The 17,218-nt window shown below is 50.4% G+C and carries 19 protein-coding genes and 1 pseudogene; 13 read left to right on the top strand and 7 right to left on the bottom strand.

What is annotated here, in order from left to right; all coding sequences use genetic code 11:
* The first annotated feature begins 41 nt into the window (after window positions 1-41).
* Window positions 42-404, top strand: coding sequence for a plasmid mobilization relaxosome protein MobC (gene mobC / locus JFT63_RS15345; RefSeq protein WP_096143412.1), 363 nt, complete (start codon window positions 42-44; stop codon window positions 402-404).
* Complete coding sequence (locus JFT63_RS15350; RefSeq protein WP_138726053.1) at window positions 401-2,005, top strand: relaxase/mobilization nuclease domain-containing protein; 1,605 nt, start codon at window positions 401-403, stop codon at window positions 2,003-2,005. The genes mobC and JFT63_RS15350 overlap by 4 nt, the downstream gene beginning before the upstream one ends.
* Before the next feature lie 263 nt (window positions 2,006-2,268).
* On the opposite strand, the gene JFT63_RS15355 is transcribed toward JFT63_RS15350, so the two are convergent.
* The 3 genes from JFT63_RS15355 to JFT63_RS15365 are packed head-to-tail and all read right to left on the bottom strand — an operon-like array spanning window position 2,269 to window position 4,114.
* Window positions 2,269-2,757: a hypothetical protein gene (locus tag JFT63_RS15355; protein ID WP_198844246.1), complete on the bottom strand. Its 489-nt coding sequence runs from the start codon at window positions 2,755-2,757 to the stop codon at window positions 2,269-2,271.
* Between the two features lie 17 nt (window positions 2,758-2,774).
* Window positions 2,775-3,143 carry a hypothetical protein gene (locus JFT63_RS15360; protein ID WP_073452777.1) on the bottom strand — a complete coding sequence of 123 codons (369 nt, stop codon included), beginning with the start codon at window positions 3,141-3,143 and terminating at the stop codon, window positions 2,775-2,777.
* Entirely contained in the window at window positions 3,134-4,114 is a 981-nt protein-coding gene (locus JFT63_RS15365; RefSeq protein WP_138726056.1) for a RepB family plasmid replication initiator protein, read from the bottom strand. Before JFT63_RS15365 ends, JFT63_RS15360 begins: the two co-directional genes overlap by 10 nt.
* 425 nt (window positions 4,115-4,539) lie before the next feature.
* On the opposite strand from JFT63_RS15365, the gene JFT63_RS15370 reads away from it, so the two are divergent.
* The 3 genes from JFT63_RS15370 to JFT63_RS15380 all read left to right on the top strand — a co-directional run bounded on the left by JFT63_RS15370 (window position 4,540) and on the right by JFT63_RS15380 (window position 6,453).
* Window positions 4,540-4,935 (top strand): hypothetical protein, encoded by a 396-nt coding sequence (locus tag JFT63_RS15370; protein ID WP_130898288.1) that lies wholly within the window; start codon window positions 4,540-4,542, stop codon window positions 4,933-4,935.
* Window positions 4,936-4,949: 14 nt separating this feature from the next.
* Window positions 4,950-5,387, top strand: coding sequence for a hypothetical protein (locus tag JFT63_RS15375; RefSeq protein ID WP_138726057.1), 438 nt, complete (start codon window positions 4,950-4,952; stop codon window positions 5,385-5,387).
* A 340-nt stretch (window positions 5,388-5,727) separates the two neighbouring features.
* On the top strand, window positions 5,728-6,453 hold the full coding sequence (locus tag JFT63_RS15380) for a hypothetical protein (RefSeq protein ID WP_138726167.1): 726 nt from the start codon (window positions 5,728-5,730) through the stop codon (window positions 6,451-6,453).
* Window positions 6,454-6,721: 268 nt separating this feature from the next.
* Here the strand turns inward: JFT63_RS15380 and JFT63_RS15385 are convergent, their stop codons facing one another.
* The 4 genes and pseudogenes from JFT63_RS15385 to JFT63_RS15400 form a co-directional block, all read right to left on the bottom strand.
* Entirely contained in the window at window positions 6,722-7,165 is a 444-nt protein-coding gene (locus tag JFT63_RS15385; RefSeq protein ID WP_073452766.1) for a hypothetical protein, read from the bottom strand.
* A gap of 302 nt (window positions 7,166-7,467) precedes the next feature.
* Complete coding sequence (locus tag JFT63_RS15390; RefSeq protein ID WP_020301969.1) at window positions 7,468-8,052, bottom strand: hypothetical protein; 585 nt, start codon at window positions 8,050-8,052, stop codon at window positions 7,468-7,470.
* A 65-nt stretch (window positions 8,053-8,117) separates the two neighbouring features.
* Complete coding sequence (locus JFT63_RS15395; protein WP_020301970.1) at window positions 8,118-8,447, bottom strand: hypothetical protein; 330 nt, start codon at window positions 8,445-8,447, stop codon at window positions 8,118-8,120.
* A 148-nt stretch (window positions 8,448-8,595) separates the two neighbouring features.
* A pseudogene (locus JFT63_RS15400) lies at window positions 8,596-8,913 on the bottom strand (DNA-3-methyladenine glycosylase); the annotation flags it as partial.
* Window positions 8,914-9,087: 174 nt separating this feature from the next.
* On the opposite strand from JFT63_RS15400, the gene JFT63_RS15405 reads away from it, so the two are divergent.
* From JFT63_RS15405 to JFT63_RS15440, 8 genes are all read left to right on the top strand, one after another.
* Window positions 9,088-10,353: a glutamate-5-semialdehyde dehydrogenase gene (locus JFT63_RS15405; RefSeq protein ID WP_198844247.1), complete on the top strand. Its 1,266-nt coding sequence runs from the start codon at window positions 9,088-9,090 to the stop codon at window positions 10,351-10,353.
* Window positions 10,353-10,997: a nicotinate-nucleotide adenylyltransferase gene (gene nadD, locus JFT63_RS15410; protein WP_198708194.1), complete on the top strand. Its 645-nt coding sequence runs from the start codon at window positions 10,353-10,355 to the stop codon at window positions 10,995-10,997. The genes JFT63_RS15405 and nadD overlap by 1 nt, the downstream gene beginning before the upstream one ends.
* Before the next feature lie 66 nt (window positions 10,998-11,063).
* Window positions 11,064-11,558 carry a ribosome silencing factor gene (gene rsfS, locus JFT63_RS15415; RefSeq protein ID WP_003176298.1) on the top strand — a complete coding sequence of 165 codons (495 nt, stop codon included), beginning with the start codon at window positions 11,064-11,066 and terminating at the stop codon, window positions 11,556-11,558.
* A 9-nt stretch (window positions 11,559-11,567) separates the two neighbouring features.
* A complete protein-coding gene (gene rlmH, locus JFT63_RS15420; RefSeq protein ID WP_003176297.1) occupies window positions 11,568-12,035 on the top strand; it encodes a 23S rRNA (pseudouridine(1915)-N(3))-methyltransferase RlmH in 468 nt (155 codons plus the stop codon).
* A gap of 15 nt (window positions 12,036-12,050) precedes the next feature.
* Window positions 12,051-13,949 (top strand): penicillin-binding protein 2, encoded by a 1,899-nt coding sequence (gene mrdA, locus JFT63_RS15425; RefSeq protein WP_198844248.1) that lies wholly within the window; start codon window positions 12,051-12,053, stop codon window positions 13,947-13,949.
* Window positions 13,950-13,980: 31 nt separating this feature from the next.
* Window positions 13,981-15,084: a rod shape-determining protein RodA gene (rodA, locus tag JFT63_RS15430; protein ID WP_057703348.1), complete on the top strand. Its 1,104-nt coding sequence runs from the start codon at window positions 13,981-13,983 to the stop codon at window positions 15,082-15,084.
* 17 nt (window positions 15,085-15,101) lie between these two features.
* Complete coding sequence (gene mltB, locus JFT63_RS15435) at window positions 15,102-16,112, top strand: lytic murein transglycosylase B (RefSeq protein WP_198844249.1); 1,011 nt, start codon at window positions 15,102-15,104, stop codon at window positions 16,110-16,112.
* A complete protein-coding gene (locus tag JFT63_RS15440; RefSeq protein ID WP_014720084.1) occupies window positions 16,112-17,116 on the top strand; it encodes a septal ring lytic transglycosylase RlpA family protein in 1,005 nt (334 codons plus the stop codon). The genes mltB and JFT63_RS15440 overlap by 1 nt, the downstream gene beginning before the upstream one ends.
* The last annotated feature ends 102 nt before the right edge of the window (window positions 17,117-17,218 follow it).

The following is a 17,218-nucleotide window of genomic DNA, read 5'->3' on the forward strand; positions in this document are numbered from 1 at the left end:
CCTTTGTTCACCAAATTAAAAACACATCGATCAGGAGAAACATGGCACAAGATAAAGTATCAATAAGAATTTCAAAAGAAGACATGCAAAAATTCAACGAACTCGCTTTTAGTCTTTCAATGACTAAAACAGCAGTAATCAAAAAAATCGTTAACGATGGCTTTGCTCAAACTGTCGAAATCACCAACGACGATCTTCTCGCTTCTTTTTCAAAAATCGAAAAAATGCTCGAAAGCATTGGGAACAATGTTAACCAGATGGCGAGGAAGGTGAACGCTGGCGGCAGGTTCACAGAGCAAGACAGTAAAACACTTGAACAAGTATCTGACCGCTTTGAAAAGCTCTATGACTTCGTTGCAACTAAAACAAAAAAAGCAGTAATCAAAAAAAGAGGTTCAAAATGATCAGGGACGTAAAAAGCAAACTCCCTGACAATGCTGCGACCACTCGCACAATGAATTATATTTTAGAAAAAGCTGAGTTGGTTGGCGGTAGTGAAGAAAAATTTAACAACACCAGCATGGAAGAATATGCGGAATTCGGGGCGAAGAAATTCAGGCAGGTTAACAACAAGTATCAATCTAAAACTGGTCGAACTCAGGAAATAGAAGCAGTACATGAAATCATCAGCTTTCACACTGATGATAAAGTTTCGCCTGAAATGGCCCGTTATTTGGCTTTAACCGTTTGGCGTAACGTTCTTGACTTAGATAATCGAAAACACCGTTGGGCAGTTCATACTGACACCGATGAAATTCACGTTCATCTTGTATGGAATAAAAGAGACAACAAAGGAAACCTTTACACTAAGCATAATGATTTTGCTTTATTTGAAAAAGCTTGTCAGGAAATCGAAGAAGAATACGGCTTAAAAGTCGTTGAAAACAGAAAGTCTTTAAATCCCGGAATGCCTACAAGTCCAAAACCATCGAACGAATATAGGCTTGAAAATCGCGGCATTAAATCCGAGAAGAAAAAATTTAAAGAGGCTGTAAACGCTGTGACTGAAATGGCCATGACAGCCGGTGAGTTCCTTGAGTTCCTCCATGCTGACGGCTTCACCTTGATCACCAACGGCAACAATGCGTACTCAATGGAGAAAGACGGCCAGATCTTCAAAGCCTCTGAGGTTGGAGCTTCTTACAAAGCTCTTAAAGCCCGTTTTGGCGACGATCCCCTGTTCTCCGACACGCTTGCACGTCTTGGAGTAAAAACGGCTCCTATACGTGAAATGGGCAGCATTGGCGGCGATTTTCATGATGAGCAATCAAGCATCACCGAAAAAAGGATCAAGAAATCTAATCGCGTCCTAGATACTCGCTTCGATACCCCTGATGGTCATGATTTCTATTATAAAGGGACGAACAAGAAAGCTTTTGAATACAGCGATGGCACGGCCACTTTCAACACCACCAGCCCAATGGCGATTAAAGCGGGCTTGCAGAAGCTCACAGAGAGCGGCAAACCCCAAACCCTGCACTTAACAGGAACGCACGATTTTAAGCGTAATGCGTGGCTACAATTCCAAATGATGGGACTAGACCAAAAAGGGTATTCATTAAGTGGTTTTACACCTAACGCCAACGACAAAGCAGAGCTTGAAAAATTGAAGCTTGAAAATCCAGCGTTTAAGAAGCCGATTGAAGCGATTAGCGTTACATCTTCACCGACTAATAAGCCAGCTAAAAAGCCACATCCTACAACACCTGTTAAAAAAGCGGTGGATCATCTTGAAGATCCTAAATCAAAAAGCTTTATACCTCCTGTAAATGCTGACGATGATACGAAAGCCAAAAGGCTTGGAAAAACCGGGGCCGTTGGTATAGCCGATGGATTTGTTAAGACTGCTGATGTATTCGCAGTGCATGATGCCGCAGGTTCGATGAATGAAAAACTTTCTGAGATGCGTGTTCTTGCTGCACAAGCTAAAAACAGTCAAAGCAGTTCCGAAAACGAAGCTTATCAAAACGAAAAAAGAAGAAGGCAGCAGTTAAGACCAGATTAAAAAAACGCCTTATGGCGTTTGTTTTTTCTTAGATTTCATCATGAACATTCACCAACTGGGATCGTTGCTTATTTCAAATCAATTTCAAGTAAAGCAACTCTAATTTTAACGGCCTAATGCGGTGATAGCGGTCGAACATTGCGGCTTTTCTTTCATCGCTTGGGATAATCTGGTCATTCTTGTAAGCGTCGAATTCTTTTTGTAATGAATATATTCTAATGCTGAAATGTTCAAGCATTGCTCTGCAATATTCTTCGTTCATATTATCCCCCCGTTGATTTATTTTGTTTGTCGAAATCAAAAGCACATACATTGTTTTTTTCGTCGTATGTTTCATATACATTAAATGACTGTTTTGCTTCACCCATAAACGTCGAATTTTTGCATAGTTCCGGCTTTCCAATATTGAGATAACATTGGCCTTTATAGGCCATCATTCCGAAATCTCGACCATACTTAATAGGGACGGTTATAACTCCATCGTTACTCATCATTTCAATTTCATGATTATCCGCAAGTGACTGAACTGCGACCCTCGTTTCATCGCCCGACGAACAAACACAAATTTTGAATTGTTCATCTATCTTTTTAATAGCATCGTGAGATTTAAAACCGTGCAACATTAGCGAAGCGTAATCCTTGTTTCTTTGCTCTCTGCATTTGCTATCGCTCCACCATGCAGGGTCATCAGCTAAAGAAGCGTTGACTGATAATAAAAGCGTTAAAGCGGTGATTAAATTTCTTACATTCATTTACCCTCTGATCGATGTTAAACCGTTGGCGGTTTTGGGTTCATTTTTGGTGCTGGATTGTTAACAACTCCTTTCATCATTTCGATCATATCTTCCATGGCGTAGTGGTAATCAAGCTCACTTATTAACTCACCAGTAAACGGATTGAAAACTAGACCCCCCTTGATCTTATTTTCGATCAGTTCACTATTTTCAATAGATGTTTGTGCTAGCGATAACAATTGATACAAAGCTTTAATGTCCTTTATTTCGCCCAATTTTGCAGATATAGACGATCTAATCACGTCGCTTTTTATTAGGTGAATAAGTGCCTCAATTCTCATTATCAAAGCTTCTACTATTAAGCCGGGCAATTGCGGTTTCTGTTCTTCTTTTTTCATCTCCATTCTTCGTCTCCATCATCTGTTAATTCATTTGGTGCTTTTGGCTCTTCAATTTCTTCGTAAAAATCTTCACTCAACTCACGATCAAAATCGTCTGAATTCGACCCTTTAACGGCTTTCTTTTCGATGCTTGCCGCTTTCTTTTTTTCAGCAATTGCCTTTTTTTCTTTAAAATCTTTGTAGAGCGACTTATAACTGTAGTCGACTAAAAATCTTGTAGTTACTCGATTAGTTTTATCTTCTTTAAAACCTTCAATTAGGCCCATTTCTTGGAGTGCCTCATTGGCCTTTCTTATTTTCATTATGAACGTTTTACAAGGCATTTTATTGCTGATGCGGAAACGTTCTTTTAACATGTCAACGCTGAAATAGTTTGTTTTGTTGCGTCTATTACAAACGTACAATACATAAAGAATTCGCTGATATTCATTAGTTAACAAGCTCAGCATCTTCGTGTCGATCTCGTACAACTCTTTTAGGCTACCAAAAAAATCAATAAAACGTTTTGATACTTCAATCTTTCCGCCTTTTTTAGTCAGCTCGCCGGTAATGAAGTTTAGAAAAACAGTTTTCGTTCCATCTTCTGTTTCTTCTTCATATTCAATATTGATCTTATTGAGCTTTCTAATTGACTGCTTGAAGATCGAAAAATACATTGTTCTATGTGATATTTTAACATCAAAGTCATTCATTATTTCATCAAGAGTAAATTCAAATTCATTGCTTTTGCTGCTGTATACTTTTCGCAAAATAAAAAGAAATACTTCAAAGTCATTGAATATAGTCAGCGACGTTGAAGCAATATGAATGTTTTTAGCATTGTGGTTTTTAGCTATCTCAAAGCCTCTCGGCTCTTTGTGAGCGTTTATTGTGTTGAACAATGGAAGAGCTAGGAAAACGCGTGGAACTGATACATAACCTTTGAGTTTGAACACCTCTTTTTCTTTACCGCTTTCCTTTAAAATGTATTTCATGGTTATTTTTCACCCTTGTTATACCTATAATTAACCACAAAAAAAACTAATTACAAGATTAAGGCAGTAAAAAAATAACAAATGCTGTTAACCGTATTATCATGCTTTGAGATTATCCATATTTTAAAAGATAAACCGCTTTTAAAAATAAGGAGCGTTAACCGAAAGGGGGTGAATAAATAAGGAGCGTTAACCGGGGTTTTTGAGATTTCCTTATCCTTGCGGGCTTATTCGAACGTTTTCACAAAAGAAAAGATATTTACTTCGTAAATCTATATATAAGATGTAGGGCACAACGTCAAAAGCTCATCTGGTGGATCTAAAATCAAAAACCTTTCTCGTAAGAGCTCAGGCCCTTTATTTTGACATTTTCAAGGATTGATTTTAAAATCCATTTTCCATAACCATGTGCAATGGACAATATTTTGAAAATTGGTGAGATTTTTGTAAATACACAACTTATCCATAGTGCTTTAAGTGATGAGTGGTGGAGAGGATCGAAGGCCGACAAGCCATCAGACTGTCTTTATTTTGATCGATATTGCATCGACATATTGGAGATTAAGAAGCCGGTTGATCTTGGCTTATTCGGCGTTGAAGCAGCTTTGAAGGCAGCATTAAAGCCCTATGTCCTTTATGTCATTCTTTACACCCTTCAACTTGAAGCGTCTGAAATTGAAGATCAAGAAAACCTTGAACATGGTCGTAGTTCCATCGCTGAATTGGTTGATGCCAATTGGCAAGAATTTTACGAGCGTATCAATATAGAGTTCAGCCGTTTTCTGGTTTATTTGTCCTCCGATGATCAATCTTATTCTTGAAGGAAAAAAGAAAAATGTCGAAATTGCTTGATCTACTCGCACAGCAAAAACAGCTTGAAGAACAAATCAAGAACCTAAGAGAAAATGAAGAAGAAGCAAAAGTCATCGAATTTGTTGAAGAGCTTGAAACCCTTCGCGACAAATACGGCTATTCAGTGGCTGAATTTGTTGATGTGGTGCATTCCCTTCACCAAATCAAAACCCCCGCTAAAACACCTAAAAGCGTGAGCGAGGACGTACAAAAGGCACCCAAGGAGCCTAGCGATAAGTGGAAAGTGCAGATTGACGGCGTTGAATTTATCTTGAAGAAGGCGAAGCAAGGCATTGCCAGTCAAGCCATGAAAGATAAAGGATTTAAAACCTACGCTTTGTTTTTGGCTGACCTGATGCAGAAAAACGAGGTTGATACGTTCGAAGCTTTGATCGACAAACTCAAAGCCGAAAAGATCTAAAATCTAGCGACACCATGAAGCCCCCTAACCGGGGCTTTTTTGTGCCTGATGATGTTAGGCCCTTTATTTTGACAATTTATTTTTCAATAAAATATCGACAATTTTATTTTGGAATATCTTGCAAATTTTTGAGTTTTGTCATTTTTGTGATGGTTGTATTTTGGCTTAGACAAGCCATTAATTGCGTGTCAATAGTAAGTTGAAAATATATTTAAGGTCGAATATTATTTAAAAATAGGGTTAGACAATAAAGCCCATTCATGAAAATAGTGCGGCCCTTTAATTTGACATTATCTTTTTCTGTGTTCTAATTTTAAGTAACAAAACAGAAAGGAGATTTATGAATAATACTAAATTTAATCCGGTCGAATTAGGTAGCCAAGCTTTTTGCATGAATGCGACTTTTGGTAAAGATAAAACGTTTCAACACGGTCATGCAAAAGCGGTTATTGGTGTTCATGTAGTTGATATAAGCACAAAACACCTATTGATCACAGATAACAAATCTACGTTGTCTAATGTGCAATATTTATTGAAAGACTATTTCGCATCTTCTCAATATCAAGACGCTACCCATAAGAAATTTCACATCATTGATCTTGATCAGTATGATTACGATGCGGCATCTATAAAGCTCACTAGGACACATAAATTTAAACCGGTTTCATCTTTGTCCAAATGCCAGAAGCTTACGAGAATAATAACCCGTAAAACACCGTCATCAAACGGCATAGAGATTGATCCAGTATTGAGAATGGCTTTTGAAGGAATGTTAGAGCCTGACGACTTTTTCAAATTTCAAGAAGTCCGCACAGAGTTTAGGGTTTCGATTTCACTTGTAAAAAATAGAAAGCTGATCAAAAAAATGACTGTCAATATTGGCTATTTCACGTTGATCGTTGGTTCAAAGCCATATGACTATCAAGAAGAAGACAGCAAGCAGAAAAAGGCCACTAGGCCATCATTATCTAATCCGGTTTATAAAGATGATGGTATTGAGTTTATGGCTACATTTAACGACCGTAAAAAGGACTATCGAGATATGGTTGATATCATGAAAATTTAAAAAACTTGATTTAAAGGGAAAAAACAAAAAAAGGCTCATTCATGGGCTTTTTACGTTTTCCGTGGTCCGTTTTAAGAGATCATTGATCTTGATCAAATCGGCTTTTTAAATTTCAAATGTCAATAACCCGTTATTGGGAAATAACACGGCAATAGATTATTGAAATTCCCCATTTTTACGGCATTTACTTTATTAGGTGTTAGGCCCTTTATTTTGACTTTCCAAGCAAAGCGACCACCAGAATAGGCGAGCCGCTGCACGCCTTGTTTTAGTATCGATTGCAAATAGTCTGTGTGCCTATTTGATTGCAATAAGTGGTTTTATTCTGTTCCTGTTGATTTTGCAGGTTTTGCCACGCTTGTGCTTCCTGTGCGGCCTGCTGATTTTGTGCCTCGATCTGATTTTTTCTTTGCATGATATTCATCGCCAATGTGTTGCAATCACCTTGCGACGGGTTGACCGAATCCGCTATCTGCTTAGCTCGGCTCATGAAATAATTTTGGTCGAATTGCCAAGTGTTAAGATTTGCCATCGAATATTGCTGACCACGGGCACCTGTATCTGGTGGCATGTTTCCGCTGGCAACGCATTTATGGATGCCTATCAATTGAGTAGCAAATGCAGTGTATTGGCTATCAGAAAGCGGTGGCTTTTGCGTTACGCAGCCAGTCAGTAGTGATCCAGCAACCAGCACAAAAATTATTTTTTTCATTCGCCATCCTTAGAGATCGTTGAGTAGTGGCCCTGCACTGGCACCTTGCGTTGATTCTACCCAACCCTACGGATGCCGTGCCACACATCGCGTATCCCGGCGATTTTCTGCACGGGTACAAGTCCCCGCACATCAAACCACCCTGATCGAAGCCTAGGAGCTTTTAACGCATCATTGGCCGGGCGTTCGCAACCGGGCCAATACCCACGGAGTGAGAAATGCCGGGGGGTTAGGTATGATCCCAGTGATGAAACGACACCCAGAAAATCACAGGTTAAACGCTACCGTCTTGACTGCAAACGCTATTGCAGTGGACCGCCAACGTTCAACTGTCCGCGTCTATTCAAATCATTGACTAGCCAGATCCCCGCTTTTGTCATCAAGGCATAGGTTGCCGCCGTAAATCCGGCTTGGAAGTTATCGGTGGCTTTTGTGATTTTCCCATCGCCGTGGATTTGAAAGTCTTTTACGTTGCCTTCAAACCCATGGGGCGTCCCAACGTCAACTGTGAATAAGTCTACTAGTTCAAAATATTTATTCATGTCCACATCCTTGATTTCATAATCAAGATTGTGTGCGAAATTATTTCTTATTTTGTTCAGATGTTTCAGCGGTCGGGCCAGTTCGGCGGGTAGCCCAGATGCGACAGCAGTTGTAAGTCTTTCGTTAAAATGTCGGAGGATTTCAGCTCCCTTGCCTTGCCCACTGGTGAAGAATTCAATATTTTCGGGTGCAATCCGCTCTTTTAAATATACGTTTAAAAATCGCTCGCAAATCAGTTGAAGTCGAAGAACACAATCTCCATCGTCTTTTTTATCCAAAACACTTGCGTATAATTCCGGATCAATGAACTTTGTAAAGTCGTGATTTAGCTGAACGTAAGCCATACTATTCTCCCTATGATTAAAGCCCATCCACACATGATCAGTCGCATAGACGGGCCGTTTCCCTATTACTTGATTTCCAGATTTAGTTTTTTGCCCAGCAGTTCGTAGAAATCCTCACGATTACGGGGGTTTTTCAGTTCTGAGCAACACTCTTCCAAGGCGATAAGGGCTTGCGTTTCGGTGATTTTGAACCTGTTGACCAGCGGTTTTAGCTTAGTGTCGTATATGTATTGAAGCTCATTGTAATCACCACATTGACCGCACGAGACGAGGGAAGCGTCTCGCTTACCTCCACCCTTTGCATCCTCGTAATCGTATTGGTCATTGATATCTTTGATAGACGTAGGGTTCGCCTTCAGTAACTTGGCGAGAATTTCGTCAATTCTACTAGACATGCTGGTCGTATCCCTTGACTGAGTGATCAAGCCTACATGGTGGCATAGTGCCCGACTTTCAAGCCCTGTTTCCATGTCTTGCCGCGATTACTCCCGGTATGATGCCAGTGATGAAACGACACCCAAAAAATCACAGGTTAAACGCTACCGTCTTGATCAGCACGGCATTCCCCGGGCCATGGGCGCTGAAGTTCAGCGAATCGCCGCCACGGGCGTAGTACATATAGATATGGCCGCCATCCAGAAACAAAGCCTTACGCTTTTCTGTGTAACCCAGGGACGCATGGCTGCCTTTTTCGGCCACGTAATAGGCTTCGGTTTCAATAATGCGCGCTGAAAGCCAAAGATCACCGACACGATGGCGAATGACTTTTCCGAGCAGTTCTTGCGCAAGCAGCTGTGCATCGCGGTCGAAGAAGCCGTCGGGCAGGGCGCTTGCGGGGAGTTGGGCAGTAAGACCGGGCATGGCGTTCAGGGTTATTACGGCTAAATGTGACGGAATAATAACAACTCTCACCTTAATTACCGCTGAACCCCGGGTTTTTACAGTTCATTTCGACCATCCGCCCCTCACCGCTGTCAGTCGAGCGGCGTCACAGCTATAATCTGCCGCTTTCCTCTTTGCCAAGACTCCCTGACCATGACTGAGTCCGTTCTTGACTACATGACCCGCCTGGGTCGCGCTGCCCGTCAGGCCTCGCGGTTGATCGCCCGTGCGAGCACTGCGCAGAAGAACCGTGCGCTGCTGGCGGCTGCCGATGCTCTGGATGCTTCGCGCTCCGAGTTGACCGCTGCCAATGAACTGGATTTGGCCAACGGTCGCGCCAATGGCCTGGAACCGGCCTTGCTGGATCGCCTGGCACTCACCCCAGCACGTATCGACGACATGATCGAGGGCCTGCGTCAGGTGGCCAAGCTGCCTGACCCCATCGGTGAAATCCGCGATATGCGCTACCTGCCGTCCGGTATCCAGGTGGGCAAGATGCGCGTGCCCCTGGGCGTGATCGGCATCATCTATGAATCGCGTCCGAACGTGACCATCGACGCCGCGAGCCTGTGCCTGAAGTCGGGCAACGCCACTATCCTGCGTGGTGGTTCCGAGGCGATCAACTCCAACCGTGCTATCGCCGCCTGCATCCAGCAGGGCCTGGCCGTGGCCGAGTTGCCCGCCGAAGTGGTGCAAGTGGTGGAAACCACCGACCGCGCTGCCGTGGGGGCGTTGATCACCATGCCGGAATTCGTCGACGTGATTGTGCCTCGTGGTGGCAAGAGCCTGATTGAGCGGGTCAGCCGCGATGCCAAGGTGCCCGTTATCAAGCACCTGGACGGTGTGTGCCACGTTTTTATCGACATCGCCGCCGACCTCGACAAGGCGATCCGCATTGCCGACAACGCCAAAACTCACCGCTACGCGCCGTGCAACACCATGGAAACCCTGCTGGTGCACGTCGGCATTGCCGAGCGCGTGCTGCCGCCGCTGGCTGCCATCTACCGTGACAAGGGTGTGGAGTTGCGCGGTTGTGAGCGTACCCGTGCGCAGCTCGGCAGCGACGTGATCGAAGCGACTGAACAAGACTGGTACACCGAATACACGGCGCCGATCCTGTCGATTCGCATCGTCGACGACCTGGACCAGGCCATCGAACACATCAACAAATACGGTTCCAGGCACACCGACGCCATCGTGTCCGAGCATTTCAGCGATGCCCGGCGTTTCCTCAATGAAGTGGATTCCGCTTCAGTGATGATCAACGCTTCGACACGCTTTGCCGACGGCTTCGAGTATGGTCTGGGGGCGGAGATCGGTATCTCCACCGACAAGCTTCATGCACGCGGCCCGGTTGGCCTTGAAGGGCTGACCAGCGAGAAGTACGTGGTGTTCGGCGATGGTCATGTGCGCACTTGATGGCTAAACGCATCGGGCTGCTCGGCGGTACTTTCGACCCCGTGCACATTGGCCATTTGCGCAGCGCCCTGGAAGTCGCCGACGCCCTGGCGCTGGACGAGGTGCGGCTGCTGCCCAATTTTCGGCCGCCGCATCGCGATACGCCACAGGTGTCAGCGCAGCAGCGCCTGGAAATGGTGCAAGTTGCCGTAGAGGGCATACAGCCGTTGAGAGTGGACGACCGCGAGCTCAAGCGCGATAAACCGTCCTACACTGTCGACACCCTGGAACTGATGCGCGCCGAGATGGCCGCAGATGACCAGTTGTTTCTGCTTTTGGGCTGGGACGCATTTTGCGGCCTGCCCTCTTGGCACCGCTGGGAGGAGCTCCTCCAGCATTGCCACATCCTGGTTTTGCAACGCCCGGATGCCGACAGCGAACCGCCGGATGCCTTGCGCAACCTGCTGGCCGCGCGGTCGGTAAGTGACCCCTTGGCCCTGACCGGGCCGAACGGGAATATTGCATTCGTCTGGCAGACCCCGCTTGCGGTGTCCGCCACCCAGATCCGTCAACTGCTGGCCAGCGGTAAGTCGGTACGTTTCCTGGTGCCTGACGCGGTCCTGGCCTACATCGATGCGCACGGGCTTTACCGTGCGTCGAACTGAAAAGGCGCGCTTGAACGCACGAACCGTGCAGCAAGCGCCCGAACATACGAGCAAAACGAGTTTTATATGACGAACAAAGACGTAAGCAAAGTTAAGCGCAAAGGCACCTTCAAAAGCGCACCGCTGCCGGTTGAAGCCCACGTGGGCCCTGAACTGGCTGGCGAAGAGCTGGTGAAAGTGGCCGTGGCCGCTCTGGAAGACGTTAAGGCCCAGGACATTCAGGTGCTGGACGTACGCGACAAGCAAAGCATCACCGACTTCATGATCATCGCCACCGGTACCTCCAACCGCCAGATCGGCGCGATGCTGGACAAGGTTCGCGAAGCCGTCAAAGCCCAGGGCGTGAAACCTTTGGGTGAAGAAGGCAAGGGCGACAGCGACTGGGTACTGCTGGACATGGACGATGTGATCGTTCACATGATGACCTCCAACGCTCGCCAGTTCTACGACCTGGAACGTCTGTGGAAAGGCGCCGAGCAGAGCCGCGCCGCCGATGGCAAGCACCACAGCCCGGAAGTGGGCCACGCGCACTTCGACAAGCTCAACAAAGACCAGGAATAAGGAACGGCTGTGCGCCTGCGTCTGATCGCTGTCGGTTCACGCATGCCCAAGTGGGTGGAAGAAGGCTGGCACGAGTATGCCAAGCGTCTGCCCGCTGAGCTGTCGCTTGAGCTGGTGGAAATACCGCTCAATACCCGGGGCAAGAATGCCGATGTGGCACGCTTTATCCGTCAGGAAGGCGAAGCCATGCTGGCCAAGGTCGGCCCCAACGAGCGCATCGTCACTCTCGAAGTGCACGGCAAGCCCTGGAGCACCGAGCAATTGGCGGTGGAACTGGATCGCTGGCGCCTGGATTCGCGCACGGTCAACTTCATGGTCGGTGGCCCCGAGGGGCTGGCGCCGGAAGTCTGCGCGCGAGCCGATCAGCGCTGGTCGCTGTCGGCGCTGACATTGCCGCACCCGTTGGTAAGGATTCTGATCGGTGAACAGCTGTATCGCGCCTGGACAGTCCTGTCCGGGCACCCTTACCACAAATAGTCTGCGCCGCCCCCGATGACCCAGCCGATCCGCATCAAGGACCACGAGAAAGACGCACGTCTTGTACGCGCGCGGGTGGTGTTCGGTGCGATTTTGGTGGCGGTGTTGATGGGCGTGCTGATTGCGCGCCTTTATTTCCTGCAGGTGATCCAGTACGACTATCACTCCACGTTGTCGGAAAACAACCGGGTGCATGTGCAGCCGATTCCGCCGACCCGTGGGCTGATCTTCGACCGCAACGGTGTGGTGGTTGCGGATAACCGCCCAAGCTTCAGCCTGAGTATGACCCGTGAGCGTTCCGGCGACTGGCAGCAGGTGCTCGATGTGATTGTCGAGGTGCTGCAACTGACGCCGGAAGACCGGGTGATCTTCGAAAAACGCATGAAGCAGGGGCGCCGGCCGTTCGAGCCGGTACCGATCCTGTTCGAGCTGACCGAAGAGCAGATCGCCCGAATCGCCGTCAACCAGTTCCGTCTGCCGGGTGTGGAAGTGGTGGCGCAGTTGGTGCGCCACTATCCGCAAGGGGCGCACTTTGCCCACTCGGTCGGCTATATGGGGCGGATTAACGAGAAAGAGCTTAAAACCCTCGATCCGGTCAATTACAGCGGCACCCATCATATCGGCAAGACCGGCATCGAGCGTTTCTACGAGCCCGAGCTGCACGGCCAGGTGGGTTACGAAGAAGTCGAGACCAACGCCCGTGGCCGCGTGTTGCGGGTGCTCAAGCGCACCGACCCGATACCGGGCAAGGACATTGTGCTGAGCCTGGACATCAAGTTGCAGGAAGCGGCCGAGATGGCCCTGGGTGGCCGACGTGGCGCTGTGGTGGCGCTGGACCCGAAAACCGGCGAAGTGCTGGCGATGGTCAGCCAGCCGAGTTTCGATCCTAACCTGTTTGTTACCGGCATCAGCTTCAAGGCCTACGCCGAGCTGCGCGATTCGATCGATCGGCCGCTGTTCAACCGCGTATTGCGTGGCCTGTACCCGCCGGGTTCGACCATCAAGCCGGCGGTGGCAATTGCCGGCCTGGATTCGGGCGTGGTCACGGCCTCCAGCCGGGTCTATGACCCCGGCTACTACATGCTGCCCAACTATGATCACAAATACCGTAACTGGAACCGCTCCGGTGACGGCTATGTCGACCTGGACACCGCAATCATGCGCTCCAACGACACCTATTTTTACGATCTGGCCCACAAGCTGGGGATTGATCGACTGTCTGCCTACATGGGCAAGTTCGGCCTCGGTCAGAAAGTCTCCCTGGACATGTTCGAAGAATCCCCCGGCCTGATGCCGTCGCGGGAATGGAAGCGTGCGACTCGCCGTCAGGCGTGGTTCCCGGGTGAAACCCTGATTCTGGGGATCGGCCAGGGCTATATGCAGGCCACGCCGCTGCAACTGGCCCAGGCCACGGCGCTGGTAGCCAACAAGGGCGTCTGGAACCGGCCGCACCTGGCCAAGACCATCGAAGGCGAAAAGCCGGTGGATGAGAACCCGATTCCCGACATCGTGCTGCGCGACCCGTCTGACTGGGCCAAGGTCAACCACGGCATGCAGCAGGTGATGCACGGCGCACGGGGTACCGCACGCAAGGCGGCTGCCGGCGCGCAATACCGCATCGCCGGCAAGAGTGGTACGGCCCAGGTGGTCGCGATCAAGCAGGGCGAAAAATATGACCGTTCCAAGGTTCAGGAGCGTCACCGCGACCACGCCTTGTTTGTCGGCTTCGCCCCGGCCGACGACCCGAAAATCGTGGTGTCGGTGATGGTCGAGAACGGTGAGTCCGGTTCCGGCGTCGCGGCGCCCGTGGTGCGGCAGATCATGGATGCCTGGCTGTTGGCCGAGGATGGCAAGCTCAAGCCCGAATATGGCGGCCCCCCATCAAGCCCCGAGGTTACGGCCCGTGAAGAGTAATTTTGACCGCATCCTCTCCAGCGAGGATGTGATGCGTCGCCGTGCGACGTTGCTGCAACGCATGCACATTGATGGGCCGCTGCTGATCCTGCTGCTGACCTTGGCGGCCGGCAGCCTGTTCGTGCTGTATTCGGCCAGCGGCAAAAACTGGGACCTGCTGATCAAGCAAGCGTCCTCGTTCGGCCTTGGCCTGTTGTCGATGGTGGTGATCGCCCAGCTTGAGCCGCGCTTTATGGCGCGCTGGGTGCCCCTGGGGTATGTCGCCGGCGTGTTGCTGCTGGTGGTGGTGGATGTGATGGGTCACAACGCCATGGGGGCCACGCGCTGGATCAACATTCCGGGGGTGATTCGCTTCCAGCCGTCGGAATTCATGAAGATCCTGATGCCGGCCACCATCGCCTGGTACCTGTCCAAGCGCACCTTGCCGCCACAGCTCAAGCACGTGGGCATCAGCCTGATCCTGATTGGCGTGCCGTTTATTCTGATCGTGCGCCAGCCTGACCTGGGCACCTCGTTGCTGATTCTGGCCGGCGGCGCGTTCGTGCTGTTTATGGGCGGCTTGCGCTGGCGCTGGATTCTCAGCGTGCTGGCTGCCGCCATCCCCGTGGCCGTGGCCATGTGGTTCTTCTTTATGCATGACTACCAGAAGCAGCGGATCCTGACCTTTCTCGACCCGGAGAGCGACCCGTTGGGCACCGGCTGGAACATCATCCAGTCCAAGGCGGCCATCGGTTCCGGCGGTGTATTCGGCAAGGGCTGGTTGCTGGGCACCCAATCCCATCTGGACTTCTTGCCCGAGAGCCATACCGACTTCATCATCGCGGTGATGGGCGAAGAGTTCGGCCTGGTGGGCATTTGCGCACTGTTGTTGATCTATCTGCTGTTGATTGGTCGCGGCCTGGTGATCACGGCTCAGGCGCAGACGCTGTTCGGTAAATTGCTTGCCGGCAGCCTGACCATGACTTTTTTTGTTTACGTTTTCGTCAACATCGGTATGGTCAGTGGCCTGCTGCCGGTGGTTGGGGTGCCGTTGCCATTCATTAGCTACGGCGGAACTTCGCTGGTGACATTGCTGTCAGCGTTTGGGGTTTTGATGTCGATTCATACGCATCGCAAGTGGATCGCACAGGTTTGAATAAGGTGAAGATGTCAATGCAAGTAATGCGCGGCTGGGCGACTCGGCATGCGACCTGGATGGGCCTGATTGGGCTGCTGGGGGCAACGCAAGAGGCGCGGGCCGGTGACTACGATGGTTCACCCCAGGTCGCCGAATTTGTCGGTGAAATGACCCGCGACTACGGTTTTGCCGGTGAGCAACTGATGGGCGTGTTCCGCGAAGCCCAGAAAAAGCAGGCGATCCTCGACGCCATCTCCCGACCTGCCGAACGTGTGAAACAGTGGAAGGAATATCGCCCGATGTTCCTCACTGACGCACGTATTGCCCGCGGCGTGGACTTCTGGCGCCAGCATGAAGCCGTACTGGCCCGCGCCGAACAGGAATACGGTGTGCCGGCCCAGGTCATCGTCTCGATCATCGGCATTGAAACCTTCTACGGCCGCAATACCGGCAGCTACCGGGTGATCGACGCCTTGTCGACCCTGGGCTTCGATTACCCGCCGCGTGCCGAATTCTTCCGCAAGGAACTGCGCGAGTTCCTGTTGCTGGCCCGTGAAGAACAGGTCGACCCAATGACGCTCAAGGGCTCGTACGCCGGTGCAATGGGCTTGCCGCAGTTCATGCCCAGCAGCTTTCGCGCCTATGCAGTGGACTTTGACGGCGACGGCCATATCAATATCTGGAGCAACCCCGACGATGCCATCGGCAGCGTTGCCAGCTACTTCAAGCGTCACGGCTGGGTTGGCGGCGAACCGGTGGTTATCCGCGCCGATGTCACAGGTGAGCGCGCCGATGAAGGCTTGACCCAGGGCATCGAGCCGGTCAAGACCGTCGGGGAGTTGCGAGCGCTGGGCTGGTCGAGTCAGAATGCGCCACGCGACGACATGCCGGTGACGGCATTCCGCCTGGAAGGCGCAAATGGCCCTGAATACTGGATGGGCCTGAAGAATTTCTACGCAATCACGCGTTATAACCGCAGTGTGATGTACGCCATGGCCGTGCATCAGCTGTCAGATGAGCTGGTTCAAGCACGGGGCAACAAGTAATGCGGGTATCGCCGTTCAAAAAACCGCTCAAGCTGGTGGCGTTCGCCGCGTTGTCCTTGTTGGTAGCCAGTTGCTCCACCACCCCTAACCGTGCGCCGGCCAAGAAGGCCGGCGGCGCGGTGGTGCGCGCCCAGCCGGGCCTGGACATCAACCGTGCGCACAAAGATGGCGCGCCGTGGTGGGATGTGGATGTCTCGAAAATTCCGGACGCCACGCCGACGCTGCACACCGGGCCCTACAAGGCCAACCCCTACACCGTGCTGGGCAAGAATTACTTCCCGCTGCAGGAATCCAAGACCTACGTGCAGTCTGGCACTGCGTCCTGGTACGGCACCAAGTTTCATGGTCAGAACACCGCCAACGGCGAAGTGTATGACCTGTACGGCATGAGCGCGGCGCACAAGACCCTGCCACTGCCCAGCTATGTTCGCGTCACCAACCTGGACAACAACCGCACGGTGATCCTGCGGGTCAATGACCGTGGGCCGTTCTATTCCGACCGGATCATCGACTTGTCTTACGCCGCCGCCAAGAAACTCGGGTATGCCGAAACCGGCACCGCTCGGGTGAAAGTCGAAGGCATCGACCCGGCGCAGTACTGGGCCCAGCGCGGCAAACCGGCGCCGTTGATGCTCAACGAACCGGCTACCCCGCAACCGCAAGTGACGGCCTCGACCGGCAAGATCGAGCAGTGGACGCCGCCGCCGGCGCAACATGCTCCGGATACTGTCGTCGTGCCGCACGCGGCACCGGGCGCCTCGATGGCGGGCGGGCAATACCTGCAGGTCGGCGCTTTCGCCAACCCGGATGCGGCAGAACTGTTAAGGTCCAAGCTCAGCGGTATGGTCAGCGCGCCGGTTTTCATCAGCTCCATCGTGCGTAACCAGCAAACGTTGCACCGTGTACGCATGGGCCCGATCGGCTCGCCAAGCGAAGTGGCGCAAGTGCAGAACAGCGTACGCCTGGCCAACCTGGGGCAGCCCAGCGTGGTCACCGCAGAATAAGTAATGGATTGATGGCTCAGGTGCGTCTGCGTGCTTGAGCCCAGGTTGTTGGCTCGTTGAACAATAAAAACCCAGGGGCAAGGGGTGAGCGGGCAACCGAAA

The organism is Pseudomonas sp. MF7453, assembly GCF_016405455.1.
Classification (GTDB): domain Bacteria; phylum Pseudomonadota; class Gammaproteobacteria; order Pseudomonadales; family Pseudomonadaceae; genus Aquipseudomonas; species Aquipseudomonas paralactis.

Excerpts from the sequence above, each read along its gene's own strand:
- mobC (WP_096143412.1), top strand. The coding sequence starts at position 42 with ATGGCACAAGATAAAGTATCAATAAGAATTTCAAAAGAAGACATGCAA.
- JFT63_RS15350 (WP_138726053.1), top strand. The coding sequence starts at position 401 with ATGATCAGGGACGTAAAAAGCAAACTCCCTGACAATGCTGCGACCACT.
- JFT63_RS15355 (WP_198844246.1), bottom strand. The coding sequence starts at position 2,757 with ATGAATGTAAGAAATTTAATCACCGCTTTAACGCTTTTATTATCAGTC.
- JFT63_RS15360 (WP_073452777.1), bottom strand. The coding sequence starts at position 3,143 with ATGGAGATGAAAAAAGAAGAACAGAAACCGCAATTGCCCGGCTTAATA.
- JFT63_RS15365 (WP_138726056.1), bottom strand. The coding sequence starts at position 4,114 with ATGAAATACATTTTAAAGGAAAGCGGTAAAGAAAAAGAGGTGTTCAAA.
- JFT63_RS15375 (WP_138726057.1), top strand. The coding sequence starts at position 4,950 with ATGTCGAAATTGCTTGATCTACTCGCACAGCAAAAACAGCTTGAAGAA.
- JFT63_RS15380 (WP_138726167.1), top strand. The coding sequence starts at position 5,728 with ATGAATAATACTAAATTTAATCCGGTCGAATTAGGTAGCCAAGCTTTT.
- JFT63_RS15385 (WP_073452766.1), bottom strand. The coding sequence starts at position 7,165 with ATGAAAAAAATAATTTTTGTGCTGGTTGCTGGATCACTACTGACTGGC.
- JFT63_RS15390 (WP_020301969.1), bottom strand. The coding sequence starts at position 8,052 with ATGGCTTACGTTCAGCTAAATCACGACTTTACAAAGTTCATTGATCCG.
- JFT63_RS15395 (WP_020301970.1), bottom strand. The coding sequence starts at position 8,447 with ATGTCTAGTAGAATTGACGAAATTCTCGCCAAGTTACTGAAGGCGAAC.
- JFT63_RS15405 (WP_198844247.1), top strand. The coding sequence starts at position 9,088 with ATGACTGAGTCCGTTCTTGACTACATGACCCGCCTGGGTCGCGCTGCC.
- nadD (WP_198708194.1), top strand. The coding sequence starts at position 10,353 with ATGGCTAAACGCATCGGGCTGCTCGGCGGTACTTTCGACCCCGTGCAC.
- rsfS (WP_003176298.1), top strand. The coding sequence starts at position 11,064 with ATGACGAACAAAGACGTAAGCAAAGTTAAGCGCAAAGGCACCTTCAAA.
- mrdA (WP_198844248.1), top strand. The coding sequence starts at position 12,051 with ATGACCCAGCCGATCCGCATCAAGGACCACGAGAAAGACGCACGTCTT.
- rodA (WP_057703348.1), top strand. The coding sequence starts at position 13,981 with ATGCGTCGCCGTGCGACGTTGCTGCAACGCATGCACATTGATGGGCCG.
- mltB (WP_198844249.1), top strand. The coding sequence starts at position 15,102 with ATGCAAGTAATGCGCGGCTGGGCGACTCGGCATGCGACCTGGATGGGC.
- JFT63_RS15440 (WP_014720084.1), top strand. The coding sequence starts at position 16,112 with ATGCGGGTATCGCCGTTCAAAAAACCGCTCAAGCTGGTGGCGTTCGCC.